The organism is Fuscovulum ytuae (genome assembly GCF_029953595.1).
GTDB lineage: Bacteria > Pseudomonadota > Alphaproteobacteria > Rhodobacterales > Rhodobacteraceae > Paragemmobacter > Paragemmobacter ytuae.
Genome location: NZ_CP124535.1, coordinates 781,654 through 794,107 on the forward strand (window position 1 = coordinate 781,654; position 12,454 = coordinate 794,107).

10 protein-coding genes are annotated in these 12,454 nt (G+C 63.4%); 8 read left to right on the plus strand and 2 right to left on the minus strand.

Features of this window, described 5'->3' with window-relative positions; translation table 11 throughout:
* Nucleotides 1-64 precede the first annotated feature (64 nt).
* A complete protein-coding gene (locus QF092_RS03855; protein ID WP_281467802.1) occupies nucleotides 65-1,057 on the plus strand; it encodes an SLAC1 family transporter in 993 nt (330 codons plus the stop codon).
* Between the two features lie 90 nt (nucleotides 1,058-1,147).
* Here QF092_RS03855 and QF092_RS03860 read toward each other — a convergent pair whose 3' ends face one another.
* Entirely contained in the window at nucleotides 1,148-1,924 is a 777-nt protein-coding gene (locus QF092_RS03860; protein ID WP_281467803.1) for a type 1 glutamine amidotransferase, read from the minus strand.
* Between the two features lie 88 nt (nucleotides 1,925-2,012).
* On the opposite strand from QF092_RS03860, the gene guaB reads away from it, so the two are divergent.
* The 5 genes from guaB (at nucleotide 2,013) to QF092_RS03885 (ending at nucleotide 7,743) form a co-directional block, all read left to right on the plus strand.
* Nucleotides 2,013-3,461 (plus strand): IMP dehydrogenase, encoded by a 1,449-nt coding sequence (gene guaB, locus QF092_RS03865; protein WP_281467804.1) that lies wholly within the window; start codon nucleotides 2,013-2,015, stop codon nucleotides 3,459-3,461.
* 320 nt (nucleotides 3,462-3,781) lie between these two features.
* A complete protein-coding gene (locus tag QF092_RS03870; protein ID WP_337250651.1) occupies nucleotides 3,782-3,973 on the plus strand; it encodes a hypothetical protein in 192 nt (63 codons plus the stop codon).
* A 101-nt stretch (nucleotides 3,974-4,074) separates the two neighbouring features.
* Nucleotides 4,075-4,827, plus strand: a complete 753-nt coding sequence (locus QF092_RS03875; protein WP_281467805.1) for an SDR family NAD(P)-dependent oxidoreductase — start codon at nucleotides 4,075-4,077, stop codon at nucleotides 4,825-4,827.
* On the plus strand, nucleotides 4,824-5,972 hold the full coding sequence (locus tag QF092_RS03880) for an RsmB/NOP family class I SAM-dependent RNA methyltransferase (RefSeq protein WP_281467806.1): 1,149 nt from the start codon (nucleotides 4,824-4,826) through the stop codon (nucleotides 5,970-5,972). The genes QF092_RS03875 and QF092_RS03880 overlap by 4 nt, the downstream gene beginning before the upstream one ends.
* A 43-nt stretch (nucleotides 5,973-6,015) precedes the next feature.
* Nucleotides 6,016-7,743 carry an ATP-binding protein gene (locus QF092_RS03885; protein ID WP_420026493.1) on the plus strand — a complete coding sequence of 576 codons (1,728 nt, stop codon included), beginning with the start codon at nucleotides 6,016-6,018 and terminating at the stop codon, nucleotides 7,741-7,743.
* A gap of 15 nt (nucleotides 7,744-7,758) precedes the next feature.
* Here QF092_RS03885 and QF092_RS03890 read toward each other — a convergent pair whose 3' ends face one another.
* A complete protein-coding gene (locus QF092_RS03890; RefSeq protein ID WP_281467807.1) occupies nucleotides 7,759-8,361 on the minus strand; it encodes a hypothetical protein in 603 nt (200 codons plus the stop codon).
* A gap of 209 nt (nucleotides 8,362-8,570) precedes the next feature.
* Here QF092_RS03890 and recA point away from each other — a divergent pair, with 209 nt between their 5' ends.
* A complete protein-coding gene (gene recA, locus QF092_RS03895) occupies nucleotides 8,571-9,644 on the plus strand; it encodes a recombinase RecA (protein ID WP_281467808.1) in 1,074 nt (357 codons plus the stop codon).
* 150 nt (nucleotides 9,645-9,794) lie between these two features.
* On the plus strand, nucleotides 9,795-12,452 hold the full coding sequence (alaS, locus tag QF092_RS03900) for an alanine--tRNA ligase (RefSeq protein WP_281467809.1): 2,658 nt from the start codon (nucleotides 9,795-9,797) through the stop codon (nucleotides 12,450-12,452).
* The last annotated feature ends 2 nt before the right edge of the window (nucleotides 12,453-12,454 follow it).

Consider the following 12,454-nt stretch of genomic DNA (forward strand, 5'->3'; position numbering starts at 1 on the left):
GGGGGCGTTCCCTGCGCCTGTCGCCTTCGTTAGGGTGCATGCCAATTGAAAGAGAGGCATCCAAATGGCCGAGCGCGCGCATCCGCGACCGAAACTTTATCCGCCGCCGCAGTTTCCGCCGCGGCGTCCGGGACGGTTTGACAGGGTGCCGCCTGCGGTCTTTCCTGCCATCCTCGGACTTCTGGGCCTTGGTCTAGCGCTGCGGCGGGGTTTGGATGCGGCAGGGTTGCCGATTGGCTTGGCCGATCTTTTGCTAGGCGCGGCTGCGATGCTTTGGGCCTATGCCCTATTTGCCTATGGGGTGAAACTGACGCGGCGGCCTTCGGTGATGCTGGAGGATATGAAGGCCCTGCCGGGGCGGACGGGCCTTGCGGCGGCCACGGTGGGGGCCATGGCGCTTGCCGCGGCGGTGGCACCGTTTTCCGTGACCTTGGGAAAGGGGATGCTGGTTGCGGCGCTGATCGGGCATGGCATCGTCATGTTGGTAACGGTGCGGGTGCTGCTGTCCTTGCCGCCTGAGGGGCGGGATGTGAATCCCGGCTGGCATCTGACCTTTATCGGTTACATCGTCGGTGGCCTTGCCGCACTGATCGTGGGCTGGCCATCGCTTGCGCTTGGGCTTGTTTGGTGGACGGTTGTTGTGGCGGGGATGATCTGGGCTATCAGCCTTGTGCAGCTTTTTCGGCGTATCCCGCCTGCGCCCTTGCGCCCGATGCTGGCGATCCATCTGGCACCGATGAGCTTTATCGCGACGATCTGCGCGACGCTTGGGATGGAGGTGATGGCTCAGACAGCCCTGGCCTTGGCGGCGACGATCTTCGTCGCGCTGCTGGTGACGGGGCGCTGGATCACGGCTTCAGGCTTTAGCGCGATGTGGGCGGCCTTTACCTTTCCGCTTTCGGCCTTTGCCGGGGCGCTGTTCGCTTGTGGGTGGGAGGTGCCGGGAATGGTGGTGCTGATCGCGGCGCTGGGGGTGATCCCGCCGATTGCCTATCGGGTGATCACGCTGTGGGGGAGCGGGCGGTTGGCCGCCGTGACAAATGCAGCGGAGGTTTGAGCCGGCGGGATTTGCCGCAAATTCCGTCTTCCGGTTCGACGCAGGCGTTGGGGCGCGACCTTGGTGCCTGAAGCCCGCGCGGTCCCCGTGTCAGGTTCCGCTTTCGATCAGCCCGACCCAGGCCCGCGCGATGGCAAGACCTGCGGCATCTGCCTGCACGCCTTGAACGGGCGCGCGTTCCGGATGATGGGTGCCCAGCCAGCCGGGAAGGTTGCGTTCCACCGCCTCGGGGAAATGGCGGTTCCAATCGGCGACCACGGCGCGCGAGGCTTCGAAGTGGAACTGCATCCCATAGGTGGCACGGTTGATGCGGAAGCATTGGTTCTGCGCGACGTCGGACCCGGCAAGGCGCGTCGTGCCTTGGGGCAGGGTGAAGGTGTCGGAATGCCATTGGAAAATGGGAAACCGGTCGGGAAGATGCGACAGGACGGGATCGGCGCGACCGTCATCGGTGAGCGCCACCTCGCACCAACCGAATTCGGGGGCGGTGCCAAGGTGGTTCTCGGCGCCTAGACCGCGCGCAAGAAGTTGCGAGCCAAGGCAGATGCCAAGGACGGCCTTCCCCTCTTTGCCTGCGACGTGCATCAGGCGGGCGAGGGCGGAGAGATAGGGGTGGCTGTGGTCATCGCGCGCCGATTGTTCGCCGCCAAAGACCACAAGCGCGTCAAAGCTGCCCGGATCAGGAAGGCGCTGATCGGCCCAGGGTTTGTAGAGGTCGATCTTGGCCGCCGCCTCGTGCAAGGCGACGCCGACCTGCCCGTGATGGGTGATGCGGGTGTTTTCGACGATGGCGACGCGCATGGGGTTCCCCGGTTTTTCGATGAGCGGCAGGATGCATGGCACGCGGGCAGGTGCAAGGGGCGGCATGGCAGCGCGGCGGGGGGATTTGCCCTTGCATCCCGGTGGTGGGCGTGAAAAGGGGAACCGCCAAACGAAGCCTTCCACGGAGACGGTAATGGAGATTCGCGAGGCCCTTACCTTTGATGATGTCCTCTTGGTTCCGGCGGCGTCCAGCGTCTTGCCGAGCGAGGCAGATACGTCCACCAATGTGACGAAGTCGATCCGCATGAACATCCCGCTTTTGTCGAGCGCGATGGACACGGTGACCGAGGCGCGCATGGCCATTGCCATGGCGCAGGCGGGCGGGATCGGGGTGATCCACCGCAATTTGGACATCGAGGCGCAGGCGACCGAGGTCCGCCGGGTGAAGCGGTTCGAAAGCGGGGTGGTCTATAAGCCCATCACGCTGACCCCTGACCAGACGCTGGCGGATGCCAAGGCCCTGATGGAACGCTACAATATCACTGGTTTTCCGGTGGTGGATGGGGCGGGCCGTGTGCTGGGAATCGTGACGAACCGCGACATGCGCTTTGCTTCCGATGACAAGACGCCGGTTTCGGTGATGATGACGGCGGTTAATCTGGCCGTGCTGCGCGAACCGGTGGACCGGGAGCAGGCGATCAGCCTGATGAAGGCGCGGCGGATCGAAAAGCTGCTGGTGACGGATGGACAGGGCAAGCTGACGGGTCTTCTGACGCTGAAGGACACGGAAAAGGCAGTGCTGAACCCGCAGGCCTGCAAGGATGAGTTGGGACGGCTGCGGGTTGCCGCAGCATCCACCGTGGGAGATGCGGGGTTTGAACGGTCGCAGGCCCTGATCGATGCGGGGGTGGATATGGTGGTGATCGACACCGCGCATGGCCATTCCGAAGGCGTGGCCCGCGCAGTGGAGCGGATCAAGGCGCTGTCCAATGCGGTGCAGGTTGTGGCCGGGAACGTGGCCACAGCAGAGGCGACGCGCGCCCTGATCGGGGCGGGTGCGGATGCAGTGAAGGTGGGGATCGGGCCGGGGTCGATCTGCACAACGCGGATCGTTGCGGGTGTTGGCGTGCCGCAACTGACCGCGATCATGGATTCGGCCCGCGCTGCGGGGGATATCCCCGTGATCGCTGATGGCGGGATCAAGTTTTCCGGCGATTTCGCAAAGGCCATCGCGGCGGGGGCCTCTTGCGCCATGGTGGGCAGCGCGATTGCCGGAACCGACGAATCCCCCGGCGAAGTGATCCTGTGGCAGGGGCGGTCCTTCAAAGCCTATCGTGGTATGGGCAGCCTTGGCGCGATGGCGCGGGGGTCGGCCGACCGTTATTTCCAGAAGGATGCAGCATCCGACAAGTTGGTGCCCGAAGGGATCGAGGGGCAGGTGCCTTACAAGGGCTCGGCTGCGGCGGTCATTCACCAGATGGTGGGGGGCTTGCGGGCGGCGATGGGCTATACCGGCAATGCCACCGTGGCCGAGATGCGGTCGCGCTGTCAATTCGTGCGCATCACAGGGGCGGGGCTGAAGGAATCCCATGTCCATGACGTGCAGATCACGCGGGAAAGCCCGAATTACCGGATCGGATAACGGTCTCATCCAATAAAGACTAGCGCGCCCGAAGGAGAAACCCTTTGGGCGTTTTGCATTTCGCCAGGACATCTAAAGCCTTGTTGTCCCCCTCACAGGGAAGACAAATTCTGCAGGGTAATTTCCCTTCTGTTGCCGTTGCCCAAATGTAAGTCGCAATGACCGATAGACCAGATAGAGACCCGCTGTTCCATGATATGCTGACCCTGACAATGGAGGCAGCATCGCGCGGATCATCGTGATGGATGGGCATCCCCATCTGTAACTGCTTGACCGGCCGCGGATCGGCCAGACCCTGCGCCAGACGCCGGAGGCGCAGCATGGGGCGCGCAGCCTCGATACCCCGGCGCGACGGGGTGGGCAATTTCGTCACGCGCGCATTGTTCGACGAGCTGATTGCGGATGAAGAGGGGCATATCGACTTTCTCGAAACCCAGCTTGGTCTCTTCGAGAGGTTGGGCGAAGAGAAATACGGCATGCTAAACGCCAAGCCCGCGGATCAGGCAGAGTAGGGGCAGCCCGATAATCTTCGAAGAAATTTGGCTCAAGCGGGCGGACGCTGGTCAAGGCGGCCGCCTTTTTCTATGGTCCGCCGCGCAGAAGAGGGGGCAGCATGGCAGCGGGGCGGCGCGTATTGGTGACAGGGGCGGGGGCGTTGGGGGGCATCGGTTTTGCCACGGCGCGGGCCTTGGCGCGCGCAGGTAACCGGGTGGCGATTTGTGCGACCACGGGGCGCGTGCATGCGCGAGCGGCTGAACTGATTGCAGAAGGCCTTGACGTAACGGCCCATGTCGCCGACCTGACGGAGCCTGATCAGGTGCAGCGCTTGTTCGATGCGGTGGGGCCGGTGGATGTGCTGGTCAACAATGCAGGGATGGGGTCGGTTGGGGCACCGGCGGAACAGGTCTCTTTTCTTGACCTTGACCCCGATCAATGGCGGCGAGCGATGGATGTTTCGCTGACGACGGCGGTTCTGGTGACGCGGGCCTTTCTGCCGGGCATGGTGGCGCAGGCATGGGGGCGTGTGGTGATGATGGCCTCGGTCACCGGGCCCTATGTGTCGAACCCCGGAGAGTCTGCTTATTCGGCGGCAAAGGCGGGGATGGTGGGGCTAACCCATGCGCTGGCGCTGGAGGTGGCGGCACGGGGCGTGACGGTGAATGCGGTCGCACCGGGCTGGGTGGCGACGGAGGCCTCGACGCCGGAAGAGGTGCTGGCTGCACGGGCCACGCCGCCGGGCCGGGCCGGAACGCCCGACGAAGTGGCGGCGGTGGTGGGTTTCCTTGCCTCCGATGCCGCATCCTATGTCAATGGCGCGGTGATCGTGGTGGATGGCGGCAATATCTTGCAGGAGCGGAAGGGATGACCCCCGGCGCACGGGCAGCGGCGGCGATTGCTGTGTTGGAGCAGGTCTTGGCAGGCCGCCCCGCCGAGGTCGCGCTGACCAATTGGGGGCGGGCGAACCGCTATGCGGGTTCAGGTGACAGGGCTGCGGTGCGCGACATTGTCTTTGACGTGCTGCGGTGTCGGCGGTCCTGCGCGGCGCTTGGAGGCGGACAGGGCGCGCGGGCGCTGGTTCTGGGCTGGGCGCGGGCGCGCGGGCAAGAGGAGCTATTTGATGGGCAAGGCCATGCCCCTGCGCCGCCATCGGCGGCAGAAGCGGGACGGGTGCCCGAGGGGGCCGAGGCGATCGATTGCCCCGATTGGCTTGCGCCGTCTTTGCGGGCCTCTCTGGGTGATACCTTTGAGCCGGTGATGAATTCGATGCAGCGTCGCGCACCGGTCTTTTTGCGGGTGAATGCGGCGCGCGTGACGCGCGAGGCGGCGGTCGCGGCGCTGGCGGCCGAGGGGATCGTGGCCCGCCCCCATCCTCTGGCGCGGATGGCGCTGGAGGTGGTCGAGGGCGCGCGGAAGGTGCAAAGCTCGGTCGCCTATGCGGGTGGTCTGGTGGAATTGCAGGATGCCGCTAGTCAGGCCGTGGTGGAGATGCTGCCCCTATCTGATGGGATGGCGGTGTTGGACCATTGCGCAGGCGGCGGGGGCAAGACGCTGGCCATGGCAGCGCGGGCGCGGCTGCAGCTTTTCGCCCATGATGCCGAGGTGCGGCGCATGGCCGACCTTCCTGCCCGCGCAGCGCGTGCCGGAGTGCGTGTGAAAATTACGGAAAATCCCGAAAATACGGCGCCTTATGACCTGATCCTTACGGATGTTCCCTGTTCGGGTTCCGGCAGTTGGCGGCGCGATCCGGAAGGGAAATGGGCGTTCACAGCAGAGCGGCTGGCGACGCTTTTGTCCATTCAAGCGGGGATCATGGACCGCGCGGCGGCGATGGTTCGGGCCGGGGGTGCCTTGGGCTATGCGACATGTTCCCTGCTGGAGGCCGAGAATGCGGCACAGGTCGCGGGGTTCCTGACCCGCCATCCCGATTGGCGGCTGGAAGCGGAAAGACGCTTCACGCCCTTGGAAGAGGGCGATGGCTTCTATGCGGCGGTGCTGCGCGCTCCGGCATAGGGCCTTAGCGATTTGTTAAGGCTTTGGCGGCATTCTGGGCGGAATGACAGATCGTTCCGCAGATAATGAACGCCGTCTTGCCCTACCGCCGATCGGGTGGTCAGGGGCGCTTGTTCTTGGTTCTGCGGCGATGTGCGGCTTGGCCCTACTGCTAGTGGGCCTGCATATCGCGACGGGGCTTGCCGCTTTTGGCGCCGGGCTGACTTTGGCGCTGCTGTTCTATGCTCTGGCGCGGCGCATGGGGGAAGAGGGGCGGGTGGAGGTAAAGGCCGCCACAGCGACCAGCAACGAGGCAGAGCTGATAGAGGGGCTGGCGCTGCCCCTGATTGGGTTTGATGCCGCGGGCAATCTGACCCATGTGAATTCCGAAGCACGGCTTCTTCTTGACCTTGGCCCGGGCGAGCGGCCGGAACCGGCACGGCTTTTCGTCGATCTGGGCAGGCCAGTGCGGGACTGGATTGCCGATGTGGCGGCGCGGCGCTTGCCGGGCGGCGTGGAAATGGTGGCGCTGCGTGGCGTGCGTCAGGATGAAGGGGACCGTTTCGTTCAGGTCGCTCTGCGCCCCGATGGCCGGGGCGGTGCGCTGGCCGTGTTGCAGGATGCAACCGCCCTAAAGCGGATTGAGGCGCAGGTTCTGCAAGGCCAGAAAATGCAGGCCATCGGGCAGTTGGCCGGGGGTATAGCGCATGATTTCAACAATCTTCTGACGGCGATCACGGGCCACTGCGACCTGATGTTGCTGCGTCACAGGGTCGATGACCCGGACCATCCCGATCTGGTGCAGATCCGGCAGAACGCCAACCGCGCAGCGGCGCTTGTCTCGCAGCTTTTGGCCTTTTCACGCAAGCAGACGCTCAAGCCCGAAAGGATCGACCTTCAGGATGCGCTGGCGGATATGACCCATCTTCTGAACCGCCTTCTCGGTGAAAAGGTGGTGCTGGAGCTGGTGCATGGGGCAGAGGCCATGGCGATCCGGGCGGATCGACGACAATTCGATCAGGTCATCATGAATCTTGTGGTGAATGCGCGGGATGCGATGCCTGATGGCGGTGTCGTTCAGGTGCAGACACGGCTTGTGACCCTGACCGAAGAGATGGAAAGGGACCGTGCTGTCGTGCCGCGAGGGCGCCATGTGGTCATCTCGGTTGAGGATTCGGGCCATGGCATCCCGGCCGAGCGGATCGGAAAGATTTTCGATCCTTTCTTTACGACTAAACGGCCCGGGGAAGGCACGGGTCTGGGCCTGTCGATGGTTTACGGCATCGTAAAACAATCGGGTGGTTTCATCTTTGTTACCTCTACCCCCGGTCTTGGGGCGCATTTCGAACTGTGGTTCCCCTATTGCAGCGATCCGCCAGCGCTTGCCAGCGTGGCACCGGGCAGGGCGCGCCATGGGCCGCGCAAGGGGGGCGTCATCCTGCTGGTGGAGGATGAGGCCCCGGTGCGCACCTTTGCTGCGCGGGCGCTGCGCCTCAGGGGGCTTTCGGTTCTGGAAGCGGCAAATGCCGAAGAGGCGCTGTCCCTGCTTGAAGATGACAGGCTGCGGATCGATGTTTTCGTCACCGATGTGGTGATGCCGGGGCTGGACGGCCCCGGCTGGGTGCAACGCGCGCTGGAAAGGCGTCCGGGCACGCGCACGGTGTTCATGTCGGGCTATGCCGAAGAGGCGCTGTCGGATCTGCAGGCGCGTATTCCGGGTTCGGTATTCTTGCCCAAACCCTTTTCCCTTTCGGAACTGACCGACATGGTGCAAGCGCAATTGGTGGCGTGAACAGGGGCAGGACGATCAGGGCGCGTCCGGACGCAGGGTATCATAAAGCGCAAGGTCACGGGCGGCCGTTTTGCGCAGCATCGCCTCTGTCTCTGGCGCAAGGTCAAGCGCGGCATGGGGCGACACGTTCAGCCGGGGCAGAATGATTTCGCAGTCCAAACGGTCTTCGAGGAAGGTCACGAATTGGTCGATCTCTTCATAGCGGAACAGATGATCAAGGCCCTTCTCGCCCTTGGGCGCAAGGAAACGGGCCTGCGAGCCCACGGCCGCAAAGGCGGGCTGCGGGAAATCGCACCATCCCCGAACAAAGGCATCGAAATCCATGCCCAAGGTGGAACGGGCCTGATCAGGAATGTCATCGCGTTGGCGATAGCGGAACCACGACCCCAACCAATCGCGCGGTTCGCGCATTAGGGCCACCACTGTAAAGCTGGAGCCGGACGCCGCTTCGAGATAGGGCGCGATGAAGCGATGATAACGCGCCACGCTGGTATGCTTCAGAACCGGGGGCCGCTGGATGGCCATGGTGGCCATCGATTCGAGCGACGCCTGTATCGCCGTCGACCCCGTCTTGGGCGTGGCAAGGATGACAAGCTTTTGTTCCCAGAAAACCAGCATGGGGCACCTATTTCATCGACGCCGCCCTTCTACACAATGGGCGTAGAGAAGGGTAGCGCCGTAAACCCTGCCTTAACTTTCACGGCCTAGACTGGATTCGGTCGATTTTCATTGAATTGTTCTCTTTTTGTGCTCATAAGAACGAGAACACTTGGGGAACATGCGCAGCAATTGCCGCCCGGTCGCGGCTGTGAAATAAGGAGACGGACATGGCGGTGGCGAACCTCCTCGACTTGAACGGGAAGCGCGAAATGGACAAGCAGAAGGCGCTGGAAAGCGCTCTGGCACAGATCGAACGGCAGTTCGGCAAAGGGTCGATCATGAAGCTGGGCAAGGACAGCCCGGTGATGGAGATTGAGGCGACCTCCACCGGATCGCTGGGCCTTGATATTGCGCTGGGGATTGGCGGCCTGCCCAAGGGGCGGATCATCGAAATTTTCGGACCGGAATCGTCGGGCAAGACCACGCTGACGCTGCATGTGGTTGCAGAAGAACAGAAAAAGGGCGGGGTCTGCGCCTTTGTCGATGCCGAACACGCGCTGGACCCGCAATATGCCAAGAAGCTTGGCGTCAATCTGGACGAGCTGCTGATTTCGCAGCCCGACACGGGTGAACAGGCGCTGGAGATCGTCGACACGCTGGTGCGGTCGGGCGCGGTAAGCTTGATCGTGGTCGATTCGGTGGCTGCGCTGACGCCCAAGTCGGAAATCGAGGGCGATATGGGCGACATGCAGATGGGCAGCCAAGCCCGCCTGATGAGCCAAGCCATGCGCAAGCTGACGGCGAGCATTGGTCGGTCGAATTGCATGGTGATCTTCATCAACCAGATCCGCATGAAGATCGGCGTGATGTTTGGCAGCCCGGAAACGACGACGGGGGGCAATGCGCTGAAATTCTATGCCAGCGTGCGGATGGATATCCGCCGTGTGGGATCGATCAAGGACAAGGACGAGGTGATCGGCAATTCGACCCGCGTGAAGGTGGTGAAGAACAAGGTCGCACCTCCCTTCCGCGAGGTGGAATTTGACATAATGTATGGCGAAGGCATCTCGAAACTGGGCGAGTTGATCGATATCGGCGTAAAGGCCGGGGTCGTGGAGAAATCAGGCGCTTGGTATTCCTATGGGGACGAGCGGATCGGGCAGGGGCGCGAGAATGCGAAACTGTTCCTGAAGCAGAACCCAAGCCTTGCAGCCGATATCGAAGACAAGATCCGGGCCGCGAATGGGCTGGATTTCGCCGCCCCCGGCGGGGCCGGTGAGGATGACGTGCTGGACATGTAATCCCGCGCGAAAGTCGACCAGACGCGAGGCCGGGGCCGCAAGGGCCCGGCCTTTTTTCATGGCCTGCGGCTCAGGCTGTGGACAGGGGCGGGTTCGGGGGCTAAGTGGGGTCCGAAACGGGTTTTCCGCCTTTGAAAGGGCCTTTCCAGCATGGCGTCGCTGAACGATATCCGATCGACCTTCCTCGACTTCTTCCAGCGTAATGGGCACCGGGTGGTGGAGTCATCGCCCCTGATCCCGCGCAATGACCCGACGCTGATGTTTGCCAATTCGGGGATGGTGCAGTTCAAGAACTGTTTCACCGGGGTCGAGACGCGGGATTACAAGCGCGCCACGACGGCACAGAAATGCGTTCGCGCGGGCGGCAAACATAATGACCTGGACAATGTCGGCTATACCGCCCGGCACCATACCTTCTTTGAAATGCTGGGGAATTTCAGCTTTGGCGACTATTTCAAAGCCGAAGCCATCGCCTTTTCCTGGGAATTGCTGACCAAGGATTTCGGCATCGACCCAAAGAAGCTTTGTGTCACGGTCTATCACACGGATGACGAGGCGGCGGGCATCTGGAAGAAGGTGGCGGGTCTGGAAGACCACCGGATCATCCACATCGCGAGCGATGACAATTTCTGGCGGATGGGCCCGACGGGCCCCTGCGGGCCTTGCACCGAGATTTTCTATGACCATGGCGACCATATCTGGGGCGGCCCTCCGGGCAGCGCGGATGAGGATGGCGACCGGTTCATCGAAATCTGGAACAACGTTTTCATGCAGAACGAACAGTTCGCAGATGGCACGTTGCGCCCCTTGGACATGCAGTCCATCGACACCGGCATGGGTCTGGAACGGATCGGGGCCCTGTTGCAGGGCAAGCATGACAATTACGACACCGACCTTATGCGGTCGTTGATCGAGGCATCGGCCCATGCCACCAGCCAAGACCCAGATGGCCCGGGCAAGACCAGCCATCGGGTGATCGCTGATCACCTGCGGTCGGTGTCTTTCCTGATTGCGGATGGGGTAATGCCGTCGAATGAGGGGCGCGGCTATGTGCTGCGCCGTATCATGCGGCGGGCGATGCGGCATGCGCATATGCTGGGCGCGCAGGACCCGGTGATGTTCAAGCTGGTGCCGGCTCTGGTACGGCAGATGGGCGGGGCCTATCCGGAACTGGCCCGCGCGCAGGCCTTGATTGAGGAAACACTGCGGCTGGAAGAGACGAAGTTCAAACAGACGCTGGACCGTGGTTTGCGCCTGCTGGATGAGGAATTGGGGCGTCTGCCGGAAGGGGCTGAACTGCCGGGGGGCGCGGCCTTTAAACTCTATGACACTTATGGCTTCCCACTTGACCTGACGCAGGATGCGCTGCGCGAAAAGGGCCGTGCGGTAGATGTGCAGGGGTTCGAGGCGGCGATGGCCGAACAGCGCGCAAAGGCGCGGGCGGCATGGTCGGGCACGGGTGAGGCAAAGGATGCCAAGATCTGGTTCGAACTGGCCGAGGCGCATGGCGCAACGGAATTCCTTGGCTATGACACCGAAACGGCCGAAGGCGTGGTTCTGGCTTTGGTCACGGATGGGGCGGCCATTGGCGCGGCCGAGTCGGGCAGCACGGTTCAGATCGTGGTGAACCAGACGCCCTTCTATGGCGAATCCGGTGGTCAGGTGGGGGATTCGGGCTGGGTGCGGACGAATACTGGCCTTGCCCATGTGACCGATACGAAGAAGGCCGCGGGGGTGTTCATCCACATCGCCGAGGTGGTGGAAGGGTCGATCCTGAAGGGCCAGCCTGCTAAGCTGGAGGTGGAGCATGGACGGCGGTCGGCCATCCGCGCCAACCATTCCGCCACGCACCTGTTGCACGAGGCGTTGCGCCGCGCGCTGGGGGATCATGTGGCGCAGAAGGGCAGCTTGAACGCGCCCGACAGGCTGCGTTTCGATTTCAGCCATTCGACGGCCCTTTCGGGGGCGGAACTGGCGCAGGTCGAGGCAGAGGTGAACCAGTTCGTCCGCCAGAACAGCCCCGTAGAGACGCGGATCATGACGCCCGACGATGCGCGCGCCATCGGGGCGCAGGCGCTGTTTGGCGAGAAATATGGCGATGAGGTCCGTGTCGTGTCGATGGGCGTGCTTGAAGGCTCGGCCAAGGGCGCGGATGGCAAGACCTACTCTCTGGAACTTTGCGGCGGCACCCATGTGGCGCGGACCGGGGATATCGGGGCCTTTGTCCTGCTCGGTGACTCGGCCTCTTCGGCGGGCGTGCGCCGGATCGAGGCGCTGACGGGGGCAGCGGCGCTGGAGCATCTGCGGGTGCAGGATGCGCGTTTGGCCGAGATCGCAACGGCGTTGAAGACCCCGGTCTTCGACGTTGTGGACCGCGTGAAGGCGCTGGCCGAGGAGCGGCGGGCGTTGCAGAACGAGGTGGCGCAGCTGCGGCGCGAGCTGGCGATGGGTGGTGGCGCCAAGGGCGGGCCAGAGGCCAAAGAGGTGGCTGGCGTGAAATTCTTGGCGCAAGTCCTGTCGGGCGTTTCGGGCAAGGACCTGCCTGCGCTGATCGATGAGATGAAGGCACGGATCGGATCGGGCGCGGTGCTTTTGATCGCGGATACCGGGGCAAAACCTGCAGTCGCCGCGGGGGTGACGGCGGACCTGACGGCACGGATTTCGGCGGTGGCTTTGGTGAAAGCGGCGGCAGAGGCGATGGGCGGCAAGGGCGGCGGCGGGCGGCCTGACATGGCGCAAGCGGGCGGCGCGGATATCGGGCAGGCGGATGCGGCCATCAAGGCGGCGGAAGCCGTGATCGGAGGATAAGC

Coding starts and splice junctions, on each gene's coding strand:
- QF092_RS03855 (WP_281467802.1), top strand. CDS start 65: ATGGCCGAGCGCGCGCATCCGCGACCGAAACTTTATCCGCCGCCGCAG.
- QF092_RS03890 (WP_281467807.1), bottom strand. CDS start 8,361: ATGCTGGTTTTCTGGGAACAAAAGCTTGTCATCCTTGCCACGCCCAAG.
- QF092_RS03870 (WP_337250651.1), top strand. CDS start 3,782: ATGGGGCGCGCAGCCTCGATACCCCGGCGCGACGGGGTGGGCAATTTC.
- alaS (WP_281467809.1), top strand. CDS start 9,795: ATGGCGTCGCTGAACGATATCCGATCGACCTTCCTCGACTTCTTCCAG.
- recA (WP_281467808.1), top strand. CDS start 8,571: ATGGCGGTGGCGAACCTCCTCGACTTGAACGGGAAGCGCGAAATGGAC.
- QF092_RS03880 (WP_281467806.1), top strand. CDS start 4,824: ATGACCCCCGGCGCACGGGCAGCGGCGGCGATTGCTGTGTTGGAGCAG.
- QF092_RS03885 (WP_420026493.1), top strand. CDS start 6,016: ATGACAGATCGTTCCGCAGATAATGAACGCCGTCTTGCCCTACCGCCG.
- guaB (WP_281467804.1), top strand. CDS start 2,013: ATGGAGATTCGCGAGGCCCTTACCTTTGATGATGTCCTCTTGGTTCCG.
- QF092_RS03860 (WP_281467803.1), bottom strand. CDS start 1,924: ATGCCGCCCCTTGCACCTGCCCGCGTGCCATGCATCCTGCCGCTCATC.
- QF092_RS03875 (WP_281467805.1), top strand. CDS start 4,075: ATGGCAGCGGGGCGGCGCGTATTGGTGACAGGGGCGGGGGCGTTGGGG.